17 protein-coding genes are annotated in these 17502 nt (G+C 64.9%); 6 read left to right on the top strand and 11 right to left on the bottom strand.

Annotation, left to right across the window (positions count from 1 at the left end; all coding sequences use genetic code 11):
• Positions 1 to 10 precede the first annotated feature (10 nt).
• From ACZ50Z_RS12005 to ACZ50Z_RS11995, 3 genes are all read right to left on the bottom strand, one after another.
• Positions 11 to 754 (bottom strand): phosphoadenylyl-sulfate reductase, encoded by a 744-nt coding sequence (locus tag ACZ50Z_RS12005; protein ID WP_067171593.1) that lies wholly within the window; start codon positions 752 to 754, stop codon positions 11 to 13.
• Positions 751 to 2418: a nitrite/sulfite reductase gene (locus ACZ50Z_RS12000; RefSeq protein ID WP_464483754.1), complete on the bottom strand. Its 1668-nt coding sequence runs from the start codon at positions 2416 to 2418 to the stop codon at positions 751 to 753. Before ACZ50Z_RS12000 ends, ACZ50Z_RS12005 begins: the two co-directional genes overlap by 4 nt.
• A 112-nt stretch (positions 2419 to 2530) precedes the next feature.
• A complete protein-coding gene (locus ACZ50Z_RS11995) occupies positions 2531 to 2587 on the bottom strand; it encodes an Ms4527A family Cys-rich leader peptide (protein WP_350494663.1) in 57 nt (18 codons plus the stop codon).
• A gap of 238 nt (positions 2588 to 2825) precedes the next feature.
• Between ACZ50Z_RS11995 and hemW the strand changes: the two genes are divergently transcribed.
• Positions 2826 to 3998, top strand: a complete 1173-nt coding sequence (gene hemW / locus ACZ50Z_RS11990; protein WP_464483753.1) for a radical SAM family heme chaperone HemW — start codon at positions 2826 to 2828, stop codon at positions 3996 to 3998.
• Between the two features lie 17 nt (positions 3999 to 4015).
• Here the strand turns inward: hemW and ACZ50Z_RS11985 are convergent, their stop codons facing one another.
• A complete protein-coding gene (locus tag ACZ50Z_RS11985; protein WP_464483752.1) occupies positions 4016 to 5215 on the bottom strand; it encodes a sodium-dependent bicarbonate transport family permease in 1200 nt (399 codons plus the stop codon).
• Positions 5216 to 5495: 280 nt separating this feature from the next.
• Positions 5496 to 5708 (bottom strand): hypothetical protein, encoded by a 213-nt coding sequence (locus ACZ50Z_RS11980; protein ID WP_464483751.1) that lies wholly within the window; start codon positions 5706 to 5708, stop codon positions 5496 to 5498.
• A gap of 345 nt (positions 5709 to 6053) precedes the next feature.
• On the opposite strand from ACZ50Z_RS11980, the gene ACZ50Z_RS11975 reads away from it, so the two are divergent.
• The 3 genes from ACZ50Z_RS11975 to ACZ50Z_RS11965 all read left to right on the top strand — a co-directional run bounded on the left by ACZ50Z_RS11975 (position 6054) and on the right by ACZ50Z_RS11965 (position 8874).
• Positions 6054 to 7406, top strand: coding sequence for a salicylate synthase (locus ACZ50Z_RS11975; RefSeq protein ID WP_464483750.1), 1353 nt, complete (start codon positions 6054 to 6056; stop codon positions 7404 to 7406).
• 172 nt (positions 7407 to 7578) lie between these two features.
• Entirely contained in the window at positions 7579 to 8595 is a 1017-nt protein-coding gene (locus ACZ50Z_RS11970; RefSeq protein ID WP_464483749.1) for an acyl-ACP desaturase, read from the top strand.
• A gap of 156 nt (positions 8596 to 8751) precedes the next feature.
• Positions 8752 to 8874: a hypothetical protein gene (locus ACZ50Z_RS11965; RefSeq protein ID WP_464483748.1), complete on the top strand. Its 123-nt coding sequence runs from the start codon at positions 8752 to 8754 to the stop codon at positions 8872 to 8874.
• A 70-nt stretch (positions 8875 to 8944) separates the two neighbouring features.
• Here ACZ50Z_RS11965 and ACZ50Z_RS11960 read toward each other — a convergent pair whose 3' ends face one another.
• The 6 genes from ACZ50Z_RS11960 to ACZ50Z_RS11935 form a co-directional block, all read right to left on the bottom strand.
• On the bottom strand, positions 8945 to 9862 hold the full coding sequence (locus ACZ50Z_RS11960) for a MerR family transcriptional regulator (RefSeq protein WP_464483747.1): 918 nt from the start codon (positions 9860 to 9862) through the stop codon (positions 8945 to 8947).
• A gap of 14 nt (positions 9863 to 9876) precedes the next feature.
• Complete coding sequence (locus ACZ50Z_RS11955) at positions 9877 to 11379, bottom strand: flavin-containing monooxygenase (protein WP_464483746.1); 1503 nt, start codon at positions 11377 to 11379, stop codon at positions 9877 to 9879.
• Positions 11376 to 12296 (bottom strand): ferritin-like domain-containing protein, encoded by a 921-nt coding sequence (locus ACZ50Z_RS11950; protein ID WP_464483745.1) that lies wholly within the window; start codon positions 12294 to 12296, stop codon positions 11376 to 11378. Before ACZ50Z_RS11950 ends, ACZ50Z_RS11955 begins: the two co-directional genes overlap by 4 nt.
• Positions 12297 to 12323: 27 nt before the next feature.
• Positions 12324 to 13166: an SDR family NAD(P)-dependent oxidoreductase gene (locus ACZ50Z_RS11945; RefSeq protein WP_464483744.1), complete on the bottom strand. Its 843-nt coding sequence runs from the start codon at positions 13164 to 13166 to the stop codon at positions 12324 to 12326.
• Between the two features lie 2 nt (positions 13167 to 13168).
• Complete coding sequence (locus ACZ50Z_RS11940; RefSeq protein ID WP_464483743.1) at positions 13169 to 14173, bottom strand: alpha/beta hydrolase; 1005 nt, start codon at positions 14171 to 14173, stop codon at positions 13169 to 13171.
• Between the two features lie 119 nt (positions 14174 to 14292).
• A complete protein-coding gene (locus ACZ50Z_RS11935; RefSeq protein WP_464483742.1) occupies positions 14293 to 15324 on the bottom strand; it encodes a fused (3R)-hydroxyacyl-ACP dehydratase subunits HadA/HadB in 1032 nt (343 codons plus the stop codon).
• A gap of 415 nt (positions 15325 to 15739) precedes the next feature.
• Between ACZ50Z_RS11935 and ACZ50Z_RS11930 the strand changes: the two genes are divergently transcribed.
• A complete protein-coding gene (locus ACZ50Z_RS11930) occupies positions 15740 to 17110 on the top strand; it encodes a tetratricopeptide repeat protein (RefSeq protein WP_464483741.1) in 1371 nt (456 codons plus the stop codon).
• A 118-nt stretch (positions 17111 to 17228) separates the two neighbouring features.
• Positions 17229 to 17492 carry a hypothetical protein gene (locus ACZ50Z_RS11925; protein ID WP_464483740.1) on the top strand — a complete coding sequence of 88 codons (264 nt, stop codon included), beginning with the start codon at positions 17229 to 17231 and terminating at the stop codon, positions 17490 to 17492.
• Positions 17493 to 17502: the final 10 nt, after the last annotated feature.

The following is a 17502-nucleotide window of genomic DNA, read 5'->3' as shown; positions in this document are numbered from 1 at the left end:
GCGCCGGTCGTCAGGAAGCGTGCAGTCCGCATTCGGTCTTGGACAGCCCCTGCCAGCGCCCGCTGCGCGGGTCGGCGCCCGCCAGTGGCTTGGCCGTGCAGGGGGCGCAGCCGATCGACGAATAGCCTTCGTAGATCAGCGGATTGACCAGCACGCTGTGCTCGTCGATGTAGTTCTGCACGTCGTCGTCGGTCCAGGCGACCATCGGGTTGACCTTCACCAGCTTGAAGCCCTCGTCGAACCCGACCACCGGGGCGTTGGCGCGCGCGGCGGTTTCGCCGCGGCGCAGCCCGGTCACCCACGCCGAGTATCCGCGCAGCGTCTTGCCCAGCGGGGCGACCTTGCGCAGCCGGCAGCATTCACCGGGGTCCCGCGCGAACAGGTCCTTGCCCAGGAGTTTGTCCTGCTCGGCGACGGTTTGCTCGGGGGTGACGTTGAGCACCCGGATGTCGTAAACGGACTCGATGGCGTCGCGCGTACCGATGGTCTCCACGAAGTGGTAGCCGGTGTCCAAGAACACCACCGGAACACCCGGGCGCACCTTGGCGGCCAGGTCGATCAGCACGGCCTCCTGCATGCTGGACGCCACCACGTAGTTGCAGGTGGCCCACCCGCGCGGCCCGTTGATGCCGCCGAACGTCTCGTCGGTCCAACGCAATACGTCGCTGGCGCTGGCGCCCTCCAGCTCGGCCGCACCCCGGGCGGCGAGCTCCCGCAGCTCGGCCTCGGAATGCCTGGTCGTTCGTTCGCTCATCGCAAATCGTCCTCGTCTGCTCTCATGGCCCACTGTGCGAAACGTTCACCCTCGCCGCGATATTTCAAGAAGTTGCGTGCGAGCCGCTCGATGTAGTCGCAGAGTTCGTCGCTGGTGACCTTGTGCTGACGCAGTTTTCGGCCGAAGCCGCTGTCTTGGCCCAGGCTGCCGCCCAGGTGTACCTGGAAACCCTCGACCGAGCCGCCCTCTCCGTCGTCGACCATCTGGCCCTTCAGCCCGATATCGGCGACCTGGATGCGTGCGCACGAGTTGGGGCAGCCGTTGATGTTGACGGTGATCGGAACGTCGAGCTGTAGGTTGATGTCCGCGAGGCGACTTTCCAGCTCGGGCACCAAAGACTGCGCCTTGACTCGTGTTTCGGCGAACGACAACTTGCAGAACTCAATCCCCGTGCACGCCATCACATTCCGGCGCCACTGCGACGGCCGGGACTGCAGGCCGAGCGCCTCCAGACCGGCGATGAGCTCGTCGAGCTTGTCGTCGGGGACGTCGAGGACCACCAGCTTCTGGTAGGGGGTCAACCGGATCCGGTCCGAACCGGCCGCCTCGGCGAGGTCGGCCACTGAGGTGAGGATGGTGCCCGACACCCGTCCCGCGATCGAGGCCACGCCCACCGCGTTGAGCCCGTTCTTGAGCCGTTGCACGCCGACGTGGTCGATCGGATGCGGTACCGGCTCGGGCGCGGGCCCGTCGATCAGCGGACGCTTGAGGTACTCGGTTTCGAGAACTTCGCGGAACTTCTCGATGCCCCAATCCTTGATCAGGAACTTCAGCCGCGCCTTGGAGCGCAGCCGTCGGTAGCCGTAGTCGCGGAAGATCGAGGTCACCGCGTGCCACACCTCGGGCACTTCCTCGAGCGGCACCCAGGCGCCCACCCGTTGGGCCAGCATCGGGTTGGTCGACAGTCCGCCACCGACCCACAGATCCAGCCCGGGGCCGTGCTCGGGGTGGTTGACACCGATGAACGCGATGTCGTTGACCTCGTGCACCACGTCTTGCAGACCCGAGATCGCGGTCTTGTACTTGCGCGGCAGGTCGGCGAAGTCGGGCTGGCCGATGTAGCGCTGGGCGATCTCGTCGATCGCCCAGCTCGGGTCGAGCACCTCGTCGAGCGATTCGCCCGCCAGCGGTGAGCCCAGGATCACGCGGGGGCAGTCGCCGCACGCCTCGGCGGTCTGCAATCCGACGTCGGTCAGCCGCCGCCAGATTTCGGGGACGTTCTCGACCTCGATCCAGTGGTACTGGATGTTTTCGCGGTCGGTGATGTCGGCGGTGTCGCGGCCGAATTCGGTGGAAATCTGGCCGACGGTGCGCAGCGCCGCCGTCGACAGCGCACCGCCGTCGCAGCGCACCCGCATCATGAAGTACCTGGCCTCGAGCAGCTCGGCGTTGTCGTCGCCGGTGAAGGTGCCGTCGTAGCCCTGCTCACGCTGCGTGTACAGGCCCCACCAGCGGAAGCGCCCACGCAGGTCGCTTTTGTCGATGCTGTCGAAGCCGTTCTTGGCGTAGATGGTCTCGATGCGCTCGCGCACGTCCAGCGGGGCGCCGGCCTGCTTCATCTCTTCGTTCGGGTTCAGCGGCTCACGATTCCCCAGTGCCCATTGGCCCTCGTTACGGGCCTTCGCGGGTCGGGCGGTGGTCATCGGAAGTTCTCCTTCAAAAAGATCGCCAGCGCGGCCAGCACAGTTCACCGGCACTTAGGGGCGGCACGGAACCGTCAGCCTGCTGGAGACACAGTGGGCTGGGTCTACCACGTCAAGGCAGACAGATACAGCTGCAAACGCGCTTGAGATCGATGTGCCGTCGCGCCACGAGCACAATGTGCGGGCTGGGCTGGGCGACAGTCACGCCACCATTGTGCCACGGACCGCGACGGGCCGCGCGAGCAGGTCAAATCTTCGCTCACCATGATTAAAATTACCGCGCAGGCCTGGGAGACCGGTCACCGAAGCCCCAGAGGTTCCTGAGATCGCTTGCCGCGACGTCGGTCGTCGGTGCGGCCGGGTTCGACGCCCCCGGGGGCACCCGTCCGCCGTGGGATCATTTGGACATGGCCATTCGCGAGGAGTCGGTCGATCTGCCCGACATGCGGGTGATCGCCGGACAGCCGTTTGGCATCTATGTGCATGTCCCGTTCTGCGTAACACGTTGCGGCTATTGCGATTTCAACACCTACACCCCAGCCGAGCTGGGCGGAGTCAATCCCGACGCCTGGCTGGGTGCCCTGCGGGCCGAACTGAAACTGGCCTCCGCGCGACTGCAAGCGCCGCAGGTGAGCACCGTGTTCGTCGGAGGTGGGACGCCCTCGCTGCTCGGCGGTGCGCGACTGGTAACGCTGCTGGACATGGTGCGTGAGCACTTTCCGCTGGCAGCGGACGCCGAGATCACCACCGAGGCCAACCCCGAGTCGGCGTGGCCGGACCTCTTCGACGCCATCCGTGCGGCCGGCTACACCCGGGTGTCGCTGGGGATGCAATCGGTGGCGCCCCGGGTGCTGGGCGTCCTCGACCGCATTCACACCCCGAACCGATCGGCGGCCGCCGCCCGCGAGGCGCTGGCCGCGGGATTCGAACACGTCAGCCTCGATCTGATCTATGGAACGCCGGGGGAGTCCGACGACGACGTGTTGCGGTCGGTCGACACCGCGATCGACACCGGCGTCGATCACGTCTCCGCCTACGCGCTGGTGGTCGAGGAAGGCACCGCGCTGGCGCGGCGGGTGCGGCGCGGCGAACTGGCCGCTCCCGACGACGACGTGCTGGCGCACCGCTACGAATTGGTCGACGCGCGGCTGAGCGAGGCCGGGATGTCCTGGTACGAAGTGTCCAACTGGTCGCGACCGGGTGGTCAATGCCGGCACAACCTGGGCTACTGGGACGGCGGACAGTGGTGGGGCGCCGGGCCGGGCGCGCACGGATACGTCGGTGCCACGCGCTGGTGGAATGTCAAGCATCCCAACGCATATGCCGAGAGGTTGTCCGCGGCGGCGCTGCCGGTCGCAGGATTCGAGCAGCTCGACGCCGATACGCTGCACACCGAAGACGTGCTGTTGAAAGTCCGTCTGCGCCAAGGCCTTCCGTTTGACGTGTTGAATTCCGAAGAGCGTGAACGCGCCGCGGGCGTCGTCGCCGACGGGTTGCTGGTGCCGGCCGGTGACAGGCTCGTCCTCACCGATCGGGGGCGGCTGCTGGCGGACGCCGTCGTGCGAATGCTATTGGGGTAGGGGCCTCATCCGCGCGGTCAGACCCCGAACCAATGCTCGAAGACCCGGGCGATCTCGATGTAGAGCGGGATGCCGACGGTGACGTTGTAGGAGAACGTCAGACCCAGTGAGGCGGCCAACGGCAACGTCGGGCTGGCCTCGGGGATGGCGAGGCGCTGTACCGCCGGCACGGCGATATAGGACGCCGCGCCGCACAGGACCGCGAATAGCACGTAGGTCCCTGTCTTGAAGTCGGTGTGGGTGAGCGAGGCGTAGCTGCAGGCGACGAAGATACCCAGTGTCGCAAAGACATTCGGTGCCACAAGCCCGAAGACGATGAATCCGGGGCCCGCCGTGCGCAGGTCCTTCAGCTTGCGCGACGCCGTCATGCCCATCTCGAGCAGGAACAGGCACAGCACGCCCTGGAACGCCATCACGAAGAACTTGTCGTCGTCCGCGACGACCTTCTGTCCCTGTAGCCCACTGACGAGACCGATGATGATGCCGCCCATCAGCAGGACCAGCCCTGGATTGAGGAACACTTCTTGAAACAACTCGCGGGACAAGATCGGCATCCGCGTGGCCTTGACGCGCTCAGGGCTCTGGTCGGGCTCCCACTGCGCAAGCGTGTCCACCTCGTGCTCGAGGCTTTGGCCCTGCCGGGGACGCGCGGCGCTGCCCGGGCCGACCCCGACCTTGACCGGCGGCGTGTAGCCGGGCTCGTCGGGCATGTATCCGGCGGAGTCCATGCCCCGGTGGCGCAATCGGGCCACGAAGTACAGCGCGACCAGGCAGCCTGGAATCTCCATCACCGCCAGCATCACCGGCATGTAGGCGTTGAAAGCGATGTTCACGGCGGCCAGCACGGCCACACAGGTGGCAAAGGTCCCCGCCGAGTCCGACCCGTAATAGCCCGCGATCGTCGCGCGGTCCACCTTCCGAAGGGATTTCAGCCGACTCAGGCCCAGGTAGGCCAAACCGCCAATGGCACAGTTCAACACGAAGCCCAGGACGATGAATCCGACGATGGCGCCGACGCTGGAGGCGCTGATTTTCGCGAGCTCTTCGCCGCCGTGCCATCCGATGGCCAGCAACAGGTACAGGGTCAACCCCTGATAGATGACGTAGGGGAATTCGAAGCGCACCTTCAGGATGGGGATCAGAAAGCCGAAGTAGAAAAACAGCAGGAGCGGCTTGAAGAGGTTATGGGTGAAGTTGTGCCAAAACTCTTGCAGCATCGATGCCTCCGTTGAGTAGACCCGCGATCAGGGGGAGCACCGTCCGCAAACGCGGAGCAACCACGAAACATCCCGACGACCGTCCAGAACTTATCCCCGCGGCTGTCGGGCCGCCACTTGAAAGCAAGGCGGCAGCCCGGGGCCTTCCAGGGCGGCACCGGCCCGTAAACGCACTGTTCAGGGGCGATTCGATGCGACGATATCCGGCGCGCGCCAACGGCTCTTCGACCGTGAATTTGGTGTGAAAGTGCTGTGTATTTACTGTAAAGTCAAATTGGGATCAGCGTAGCGGCGAGTTAAGCGAACCCCTGACCCCGGCGCCTTTTCTTCGATGGGTCACTGACAGCCAGGCCGAGGGCGAATAGTGTGTCGTGATTTCCTCGAAGCCGTCGACGCGGGAAACCGAAAGCACACCGGTCTGTTGATTGATTTCAAGCTCGTCGCCCTCGCTCGCCTGAACTTCCTCGCCATTGAAGAGGCGAATGCTGAACACGACGTTCCTCCAATCCAGCGAATCCAGGCGGACGGACCGTGACACCAGGACGAGTCTCGCGCCCACAGTCGGTCGTTTGCGCGACCGCGGCGTAAACGGTTGGGAAACATTCGAAGTGGCGAGCCTCACAACGGGCCGGCAGCGCCCGACCTTGGAAACCGGCGGAGCCGCGGCCTAGCTGCGGGAACGGCGTTGCCTGGGGGCGGATCGGCGCCATGCCGCGAGTAGCCTCGGGTCGGGTGGGGCTTTAACTCCGAGGGAGTTTTAGCTCAATGCGCCCGCCGAAGGCCAACTCGATGGGATCGGTTGCGCATAGCTACATAGGTTAGGCTACATTTACTAACCGTGACCGAGGTCAGCGTCGAGACAAGTTCCGCCAGTTCTGCGTCGCCATCGATCCCGCTTCCCGCCCATATCGACCCGGCGGACCTGGCGGCCGAGTTGGCCGTGGTGCTGTCCGAACGCGTCGGGGAAGAGTATCTGCTTTACGAGCGCGGCGGCGAATGGGTGCTGGCCACCGGTATACACGCCATGATCGAGCTGGACAGCGACGAGCTGCGGGTGATCCGCGATGGCGTGACGCAGCGCCAGCAGTGGTCGGGGAGGCCCGGGCCGGCGCTGGGCGAGGCCATCGACCGCCTGTTGCTGGAAACAGACCAACTCTTCGGCTGGATCGCATTCGAATTCGGGGTTTATCGCTACGGACTGCAGCAGCGTCTGGCACCGGGAACCCCACTGGCGCGGGTGTTTTGGCCGCAGGGTCGCATCGTGGTGTCCCGGGAGGCCATTCGTCTGTTCGACGCGTCGGCCGACCACCGCGACGTGGTCCTGGGTGTGCTCGGCGACGGCGTGCCCGGTCTTCGCGAAGCCTCGGCGGTCGACGTCATCACCGACCCCTCCGACTACCGCGATCGGGTGGCGTCGGCCGTGGCGGAGATTGCGGCGGGTCGCTACCACAAGGTGATCCTTTCCCGTTCTCTCGAAGTGCCTTTCGCGCTCGACTTCCCGTCCACCTACCGGCTGGCCCGCCGGCACAACACCCCGGTGCGGTCGTTTCTGTTGTCGCTGGGGGGAATTCGTGCCGTGGGCTACAGTCCCGAACTGGTCGCGGCGGTCCGTCGCGACGGCGTCGTGGTGACCGAGCCGCTGGCGGGCACCCGGGCGCTCGGTCGGGGTGAGGCGCGTGATCGCGAGGCACGCGATGACCTGGAGTCGAACTCCAAAGAGATTGTGGAACACGCGATTTCGGTGCGGAGTTCGCTGCAGGAGATGACCGAGATCGCTGAGCCCGGCACCGCGGTCGTCACCGATTTCATGACGGTGCGCGAGCGGGGGAGCGTGCAGCACCTCGGCTCCACGGTCAGCGGCCGCCTGGGCACGTCGAACGACCGTATGGACGCGCTCGAGGCGCTGTTCCCGGCAGTCACCGCCTCGGGCATCCCGAAAGCGGGCGGTGTCGAGGCGATCATGCGCCTCGATGAGGGACCGCGCGGATTGTATTCGGGTGCGGTCGTGATGATTTCGGCCGACGGCGGGCTGGACGCGGCGCTGACGCTGCGCGCGGCCTACGAACGTGACGGTAGGACCTGGTTGCGGGCCGGGGCCGGCATCATCGAAGAGTCGACGCCCGAGCGCGAATTCGAAGAGACCTGCGAGAAGCTGTCCACGCTCGCGCCCTACCTGATTGCGCGCCCGTAGGCGCCTGATCGCTCGCCGGCGCTGCTAGCCGGACCCTTCTGTTCGCCTCATCACGATTCGGCCGCAGGGACTTTCGGCCCTAGATGGCGACGGCTGTGCGTGTCATCTTTATGTAACCGCATGACACACATACATCGCGCGTTGCGGCCGCCACAGATAACTGGAGGGTTCCGTGCCCAAGGACCTGACTAACCTGCAGCTACTTCACGAACTCGAGCCGGTGGTCGAGCGCCTGCTCAACCGTCACCTCTCGATGTTCAAGGAATGGAGCCCGCACGATTACGTCCCCTGGTCGGACGGCAGGAACTTCTACGCACTGGACGGTCAGGATTGGGAGCCCGAGCAGACCCATCTGCCCGACGTCGCTCAGGTGGCGATGGTCCAAAACCTGTTGACCGAAGACAATTTGCCGTCGTATCACCGCGAGATCGCAATGAACTTCAGCATGGATGGTCCGTGGGGGCAGTGGGTGAATCGGTGGACCGCCGAGGAGGCCCGGCACAGCACCGCGCTGCGAGATTACCTGGTCGTCACCCGCACCGTCGACCCGGTGGAGTTGGAAAAGCTGCGGCTCGAGCAAATGACGAGGGGCTTCAGCCCGGGCCAGAACCGCCAGGGCGATATGTTTGCTGAGGGTCTGTTCGATTCGGTCATGTATGTCTCGTTCCAGGAGTTGGCCACCCGCGTGTCGCACCGCAACACCGGCAAGGTCAGCAACGACACCATCGCCGAACAGCTGATGGCCAGGGTGTCGCACGACGAGAACCTGCACATGATCTTCTACCGCGATGTCAGTGCCGCGGGCCTGGACATTGCGCCCAATCAAGCGATGAAGTCGGTGCACCGGATTCTGCGCAATTTCAAGATGCCCGGATTCACGGTGCCCGAGTTTCGGCGAAAGGCGGTCATCATCGCCGTCGGCGGTGTCTATGACCCGCGCATCCATCTCGACGAAGTGGTCATGCCCGTATTGAAGAAGTGGCGCATTTTTGAACGCGAAGACTTCACCGGCGAGGCCGCTCGGATGCGCGACGACCTCGCCCTTCTCGTCAAGGAACTCCAGGACGCCTCCGAGAAATTCGACGAGTCCAAGCAGCGGTACCTCGAACGCGAGGAGCGAAGGACCGAGAGGATCACCGCCAGCAAAGTCCTGCAATCGAAAGGGACGCTGACGCTGAGCGGGCACTGATTGAAGTTATGCGCAGCGCAAGCTCGGGCGTATGGCCGCGCAATGCGAAAATTCTCAATGGCCAGTTAAGGGTTGACAGCGAAGATCCGCCATTCTTATGTTTTTTCGCAGAGTTGCCTTTAGCATCTGTCCCAACTTCAACGGGATGGAGTATTCGTGTCTGGTCTCAAGTCCAAAGCCATTCTTGCCGTGATGTTGGCGCTCGCTTTCCCCACGGCCGCGGCCTGCACGGGCACCTACACGTGCCTGACGTGCACCGTCGTCGCGACCCCGATTTAGCGGTGATCGACGCGACATTGCGCACTCGCGGAACGAGGCGGCGGAGGACAATCCCGAAAGCCACCGCCGCTTAGGCCGAAGAACTCGACTCGACGAGATAGTCAGCCAAAATGCGGCCCACCAACGACTCGATATTAGATTCGATCGACGCCGCGAGCGTGGCGGTGACCGTCGACACGGCTTGAGTCCGGAAGCGCACGAGCATGGTGATCAGCTCGGCGATTTCGGCGTCGGCCGGCAGCGGCTCGCCGGGCCTGATGCGGTCCAGCACGTGTTCGGCTCCGGCGCGCACCAGCATGTCGCTGATCTTGTCGATCTCGGGGACGATCTGCTCGTGCAGGTCGATGAGCTTGTCCAATTCGACGCCGTAGCCGCGGATCTCGTTGAACGCGTCGATCAGCTTCGGGCGGGTGATCGTGGCGCGGGGCCCGTCGATCCGGATCACCTGAAGCGCGACCAGCCGCTCGAAGGCTCGCGGATCGTCGACGAGCCGCTGGGCGTCGGCCAGCGGCATGGTTTCCGGCTTTTCGGTGGTCCACGGACCCGCGATGGCGGTTTCGAGGCCCAGCACGTCGCCGAGGTTCTTGCCTTCCTCCCACGCGCTCAACATTTCTCGCACATGCGCGATGGTGTAGCCGCGGTCGAGCATCGAGGTGATCAGCCGCAAGCGGGTCAGGTGGGTGTCGTTGAACAGCGCGATGCGCCCGACGCGCAGGGGCGGGGGCAGCAGCCCGCGGTCACGGTAGACGCGGATGTTGCGGGTCGTGGTGCCCGCCAGCCGGGCCAGGTCGTCGATCCGGTACTCGCCGGAGTTCGCGGCGCCGTGCGGGTGATGGACCGCCGCGTCGAAAAGCTGTGACACCGCGGCTTCGATCATCTGGCGATATTCCCGCGATTGGCGCCGCACGCGTTTGGGCGCGCGCCGCACGTTGTGCAGCACGCTGGCGATGGTGCCGGGCTCAGGCCGCGACGCGCGCTCGGTTGCCATGTCAGTGCGCCAGCTTAGGCGGACCGGGTGGCGTGCGCCCGGGCGCGCGCCACCGCCTGATAGTCCTCATACCGGAAATCTTTCATCTGGCGAAGATACTGCGTGGCGAAGCCGGGATACATCGACCCGTTGAATCCGTCCTTGGTGAGGTACCAACTGCGGCACCCCGACATCCACGTCGTCTTGGTCAGCCGGCGCTGCAGTTCCTCGTTGTGGCGACGCTGGACCGGTTCGCGGACGTCGAGATAGCGCAGGTCTTCGTTGAGGATGGTGGTGATCCCGCGCACCACGTAGTCCAACTGGCCCTCGATGTAGACCAGCAGCGAGTTGTGACCGGGTCCGGAGTTGGGGCCGGTCATGACGAACAGGTTCGGGTATCCGTGCACGTTGATGCTCTTGTAAGCCTGTGCGCCGTCGGCCCATTCGGTCGCCAGCGAACGACCCCCGAGGCCGGTGACCGGGAAGGGTGGACCGGTCAGGTGCACGTCGTAACCGGTGGCGAACACGATGCAATCGAGGTGGTGCTCGATGCCGTCGCTGGTGCGGATGCCGGCCGGGCTCAACGTGGCGATCGGCCAGTCGATGAGCTTGCAGTTGTCGCGTTGCAGCGCGGGGTAGTAGTCGCTGGAGACCAGCATGCGTTTGCACCCGGGCCTGAAGTCGGGCGTCAGTTGGCGTCGCAGCCACGGATCCTTCACCTGAGCGCGCAGGTGCGCGCGCCCGAGCCGGGCGACCAACGACGTCAGGGGCGTGTCCCACACCAGCGCCGTGGCGCTGGCTTCGTGGCCCCAGTAGAGAGCCTGACGCGCAAGCTGTTGGGTGGCAGGGACTTTGGCGAACAAAGATTGCACAGCCGGTGGGGTGGCGACGTCCAAGCGCGGTAGCACCCAGCACGGCGTGCGCTGGAAGACCTTGACGAACTCGGCCCGCTTGACCAGCTCGGGGATGATCTGGATCGCGCTGGCCCCGGTACCGATGACCGCGACGCGTTTGCCCGCGAAGTCGTAGTCGTGATCCCAGCGGGCGCTGTGGATCTTGTGCCCGCGGTAGCTGTCCAGGCCGCGGATCTCCGGGAAGCTGACGTCGGACAGGGGGCCGGATGCCAGCACCACGCTGCGGGCGCGAAATTTCTTGCGGTTTTTGGTGGTGGCGGTCCAGACGCCGGCTTCCTCGTCGAAGGACAAGTCCTTGACCTCGTGGCCGAACTTGATGCGCGCGCGGATGGCGAACCGGTCCGCCATCTCCTCGAGGTGGCGATAGATTTCCGGTGCGGGGGAGTAGGTGCGCGACCAGGTCGGATTTTTGACGAACGAATACGAGTACAGCAGCGACGGGACGTCACAGCTTGCACCGGGATACGTTGTGTCACGCCAGGTTCCGCCGACGCGGTCGGCGCGCTCCAGTATCACGATGTCGTCGACTCCGGCTTCGGCCAACCGGATCGCTGCACCCAATCCGGTGAAGCCGGCCCCGATGATGAGTGCCGCGTGGGCACCGGTGCTGTTCGCCATGCTCACGCCGCCGGCTCGTGGGTGAGTTCTCCGACCCACGTCGGCACCGACGGAAGCAGGGGCCGCGGATACCGGTCGGAAAGCCACACCATCGTGTTCGCCAGCAGGTGGTATGGGTGGCGTGGGTTGGTGACAACCCCGGCGTAGCGCCTCAGGAAACGATAAGTCGGTACCCGCCTGGTACGTTCGCCGCGATCACCGAGCTCTTTGAAGCGTTTCACGGCCCGGTACAGCCGCTCTGGCTCCATGCCCATGGCGGTGATCTCGTTGCGGATCCTGTTGATCAGCGGTGCGCCCATGATCGCGCCGATGATGAGACCCGGAGTCGCATTGTGACCGACGAAGTCGATCAGGAGCCGGCGGATCTTTGCGTGCCCGATCATGTCGAGCACTTCGAAATCGACGACCAGATGGCGTGATTCGTCATTGTTGATCTTTTCGAAAACCTGGTGGCAGAGGGGGTCGTGCACCTCGTCGAGGAGGAATTTCAACAGGGCGCCGTCGAGTGCGACTTCGAGCATCGGAATGACGGTGCCGAGCAGAGACAGCGGCATGTCATCGGCCCAGCGGTCCAACCAGTCGATCGCCAGTCGGATGTTCACGTTCGGTTCGGGTATCTCACCGTCGCTGAGCATGCCCCAGCGCTTCATCAACGCCAGTTCGGCGTTGGCGTGGCGCTGCTCCTCGGCATGGAAGTAGCGGTAGATCTCGGCGATGGTCGGTGTGGGTGCCTTCTTCGCCAGCGCCGCGAAGCCCCTGGCGCCGATGTTCTCGATCCAGCACAGGTCGGCCATGAACGCCTTGAGCTGTGGCCGCTGTTCATCACTGATCATGTCGGCGCCGGGCGCATCCCAATCGATATCGGCGAGTGCCCACTGCCGGTCCTTGATCTTGGCGAGCATGGCTTCCATGTCGATGGCCACCGGGAGCTCCTTTGCGCGTCGGGTGTTTCAGGGCAGGTTGATACGGGAGAGCAGGCCGGCCGTGCGCGTATAGGCCTGCGGGGCCAGGCGTTTGATGTTCCATCCGACCTTGGCGTCGAACTGCGGCATGCAGTACAGCTCGCCGCGGTCGTGTGTGTCCAGACACGTCCGCGCGACTTTCTCCGCGGATAACCCGGTCCAGCGCATCAATCTGGCGGCAAGCTCACTGGATTGTTCGCTGATGCGGCCGGACTCGAGAATGTTCGTCTTGACGAAGGTCGGACACAAAACGGTGACCCGCACCGCGGTGCCGGCCAGTTCGGCGGCCAGGGTCTCCGACAGGGACAGCACGCCTGCCTTGCTCACGTTGTATGCCGCCATACCCGGAGCGGCGCCGAACGCCGCCGCGGAGGCCACGTTGATGATGCCCCGGTGCGTACGGGTCGGCTCGGCGTTGCGCAGGATCGGGGTGAACACGTGGCAGCCGTGAATCGGGCCCCACAGGTTGATACCCAGGGTCCAGCTCCAATCGTCCAGCGGCGCATCGCCGATCGCGGCACCACCGGCGCCGACACCCGCGTTGTTGATCACCAACGTCGGTGGCGACGCGAACCAGGCCTGCGACTGTTCGGCCAGCGCCTGCACCTCGTCGAATCGTGATACATCGCAACGGATCGCTGTGGCCTTGCCGCCCTGTTCGGTGATCGTGTCGACCGTGCGTTGGGCCGCACTTTCGTCGATGTCGCTGCACACGACCGAGCCACCGCGACGACCGAGTTCGACGGCGAACGCCGCGCCGATACCGCTCCCGGCGCCGGTCACCACCGCCGATGCGTTGCGGCTGATCTTGGGCTTGTTGAGTCCGAACATCGTCAGCGGGCCTCCTCGGCCAGGGTGCGGGCGTCTTGCAGGGCGTGGGCGATGAACCGCGCGACGTAGGCCATGGCCTTGGCGGCCTCGGGGGTCATGCGCGGCAGCGCCTGGAAGACGTGCACCTGGTGCGGCCAGATCTGGAGTTCGCATCTGCCCCCGGCGGTTTGGATGTCGGCGGCGAGTTGGCGCGCGTCTTCTTGCAACATCTCGGCGCCGCCGGCCTGGATCAGGGTGGGCGGAAGCGCGGGGCCGTTGGCGACGTCGAGCGTCAGCCGCTGGTGGGTGAGGTCGATGCCGCTGTGGTAGAGCCCGACCAACCGCACCGCGTTCGCCGCGCTGGTGGCGGGGTCGGGACGAATCCTTTCCCGGGCCAGAGCCAGTTCGAACGTGAGGTCGTACAGGGGAGAGAACAACACCATGGCGGCGGGATGCTCAACCCCGGGTTGCAGCAGCAGATCGACGGACAGGTGGCCGCCCGCCGAATCTCCTGCGATCACAATCTGTTTCGGTGGCACACCGCAGGCGTTCACCAGCCAGTCCCAGCCCGCGCGCACGTCGTCGGCCGCGCTGGGGAAGCGATGCTTTGGAGCGAGTCGGTAATCGATGCAGAACACCGGCAGGCCCGTCAGGGCCGAGAGCCAGGATGTCAAGCGGCGGTGCGTCTTTGGCGAACACACGGCATACCCGCTGCCGTGCACGTAGTAGATGGCGCCCTCGCTGATCGAGGATCGTTCGGCTTCGCTGGTGGGGGTGCGCGGCCCGTAGACCCATTCCCCCTTGACGCGGCGGCCGTCGGGCAGTCTGGTGTCTACCGGCTCGACCCGGGTGCCCGCGAGCGAGGGGCCGAAGGTTCCCATGATCCTGGCGATGATCCGGCGTGACAACCACAATCCCCAGGCCCGTTCGGGCGGGATCACACTGGTGATCGGCCGCAAGGTGTAGGCACTTACCGCCGCCGCGCCGCGGGATCGCAACGAGCCACGAGCCGGAACTCCGTCCGTCATGCAATGTAGTCAACACCAAATGGTGACATTGGTCAATGGCAGCTTTGGGGGGTGCTTGGCGGTGATGCCTGCGGGCTACTCCTTGTACAAACAGATGTCAGTTCTTGTCAAAACAGATGTCAGCGGAAGCGGATGTTCAACGTCGCCAGGCCAAATATCTTGCGGCCGGCCGACTTTGCGCCGACGATCACGACTCCGCTGCGGGTTTCTGGGTCCAGTGATTTGATGCGGCCGCTGTATTCGATATCGGCACCCTCGGCGGCGGACACGACCACGGGCTGGGACAGCCGCACCGCGTAGCGGGTAACCGCACCGGGATCGCCTGACCATGCCGAGCCGAATCCGGCACCCAACGCCATGGTGAGCATTCCGTGGGCGATCACGTCGGGCTGCCCCGCCAGTTTGGCGAGGTTTTCGTCCCAATGAAGCGGGTTGGCGTCGCAGGCCACCCCGGAGTAGTTCACCAGGTCGCCGCGCGACAGTCGGGCGTGGTGGACCGGTAATTCGTCGCCGACCTTCACGTCATCGAAGGATGGTGTTCCCGGGGTGCGGGTCGTGCCTGCGTGGGCGATCCGCACCTCGTCCGCGGGGCGCACCGTCTTCTGGTAGTCCTCTTCGGAGTAGTCGATTCCGGCGAGATTCACGTCGTGCATCATCACTTGCTGCGCGACGCTCCTGATCGTCGGATCGACATCCTCGGCGGTGACGCCCACGACGGTGGTGTGCAGGGTGTGCACCCGCTCGCCGGCGGTGTCGGTGAACGTGTTGGTCACGGTGATCAAGTCTCTGCCGGCGATCCTGCGCACCGAGGACAGTTCGACGTCAACGTGCAGTTCGTCGCCGGCCACGATCGGGCGGTGTTGTTCGAAGACTTCTTCGGTCTGCAGGTACATCTCGTAGCCGATGACCACCGACTCGAACAAGTGCCGATTGGCGGCCATGGCCGGGGCCGACGTGAATGTCAGCGGCGCCACCAGGTCCGGATATCCCAGTTCAGCGGCAGCGTCGAGTTTCCAGTGCGCAGGGTGATAGTCCTGCACGGCACGGGCGAACTCGCGGACTTTCTCGCGGCCGACCTGGTAAGTGTCGTCGATCCGGTAGTAGTGGCCGACCCGCGCTTCGAGAGCCGACGCTTCTGCTGCTGCTGTCATGGATTGCCCAACTTTTCTGCCGACCTATTCACGGAAGCCGACACACGAACACTAACCCGGCGACACCAGGCCACCGGAGGCCGCAACACGGATGACCATATTGCCCGAGTAATTACCGCTGGCCGACCCTCTCCGACGTCATCGACACACTCGGTGTCGACCGCATCGACGACCACCACTTCGTCGCTATCCAGTCGGCAGTCTTAGGAACCGCCACGAAGATGAGACAAACCCGTCCGCCATTTTGGTCAGAATTCTGCAACACCGCAGGTGGCATGGCCGTCATCCGTCACGCGATCTGAGAACCTACACTACGATCGCCGACATGGGACTGCGGCAAACACCGCCGTTGAACCATCCGACTGTGCGGTCGAAACGCTCGAGGGCTTGCCAGGCAGAACGAAAGTGAGCGCACATGTCTGACACATCAGACCAATCTGCCGATGACCCAGTCGCACAAGCGATCACCAACTGGCAGTCCGCTCATGACGCGTGGGGACCCAACCACGAGTCGACTCTGGACGCGCTGCTCGCCCTTGCATCCGCGCGCTGGGGCGCCGGTGACAGCGTCGGCGCGGTGCGCGACGCCGCCACGGTGCTGGCGGGACGTCGCGAAACATTGGGCGCTGAACACCCCGCTACCCTCTCGGTGGCCGGGCTGGTTGGGATTTGGCGCTTCGTGCGCGGCGACGCGAGGGCACTCGAGGAGGTACGCGAGCTCGTCCCGGTGATGACCCGAGTTCTCGGCGCTGAACACCCGGACACCTTGTGGGCCACGCACACTTTGGCGACGGGGGTGGACGGCAGTGATGATCCCGCCGGGCGCCTGGTGCGTTGGGTGCAGTTATGTGGCGCCGAGACAAGGGTATTCGGCCCTCGCCACGAGTTGACGTTGTCGGCCGCCTACGGCGTGGCGGTGGCCCGCCACGCGCTGGGTGACCCCTTCGGCGCCAGCACCGATGCGTTGGTTGTCGTCGGCTACCGCCGACGCCTCTTGGGAGAACATCATCCCGACACGTTGGCCGCGCAGTTATCGCGGTTGAGTTGGCTGTGTGAGGCCCAAGGGTGCAACGATCACACCCTGAAAGAGTTCGACACGCTGATCGTGGACCTGCAAAACGCGGTCGGCCACGACCACGAAAACACCCTCGCTGCCCGCTACAACCGCGCTAGGTGGACGCCGGACACATCCAACGAAATCGAGCGGATCTCCGAATGGGAAGTTATCGCCGAGGATCTCGCGCGTGTCCTCGGCGAGCAGCACCCGGTAACCGTCGCCGCCATCCAAGCGCTCGCCGCCGCCCGCGCCGAATGGGAAGACAGCCTCAACGAGACCCGCAACATTGCCTTTGATCTGTACGTCGATGCTGAATCTGAAGACCGCGGCATCGATGTCATGCCCGGCCGGGATTGGATGAACCCGGGCAACCTCGACGATGACGCCCAAGACAAGGTCGCCGAGGACGCCGACGAACAACGTTCCGAGCGGGCCGATCTGATGGAGCACACGATCGCGGTCAAAAAGGCGCTTGCCCGCACGGCGAGAACCCACGGTAACGACGACATCGAGACCTTGCAGTGGAGGTACTACCTTGCCTGGTGGCTATGGCAAGGGCATGAATTCGACCCCGCCGGACCACGCGCCCAAAAACTCATCGACGACTGCGTGCGCCTGCTCGGTGATGACCATCCACTCACCGGTGCGGCGCGTGCCCTCCAAGATCACATCATCAATCGTGACTGGGGTGGGCTGAGCCCGTTTTGGGATGGCAGCGATTCGGTCTGAGGCGCGCTGTGCTCTGCAGTCCGCGGTCATTGCGGGCTGTTGTCTCGGGGGTGGCACCGGGCCATCGGGCCGCGGATGAACCGTCGCGACAGGCCCGAGTCAGAAATAGGATGCACCCATGACCGTCCTGCTTTGGCTCTGCTTCGCCGCGTTTGCCGCGTCGGCGGCCGCGGGCATCTATTACCTTGGCGACCGTCCAGCGCGGCGACGTGCGCTCAAGGTCTCGGCGATCTCGATCGGTGTCGCATTTGCGCTGCAGGCCATGTTTACCTATTACGACGACTCGCCGCGCTGGACAGCCTGGCTGTATGCCATAGCCGCGATAGCGATGCCACCCTTCATCATTTGGTCGTCGCGACGGGAGGAACGGCGCAAGGGCTGAGCCGTGTGAG

It is taken from the genome of Mycobacterium sp. NTMscope_MAC_269, from assembly GCF_976985695.1.
The sequence above is the reverse complement of the archived record's forward strand: the minus strand, read 5'-3'. Positions and strand labels throughout refer to the sequence as shown.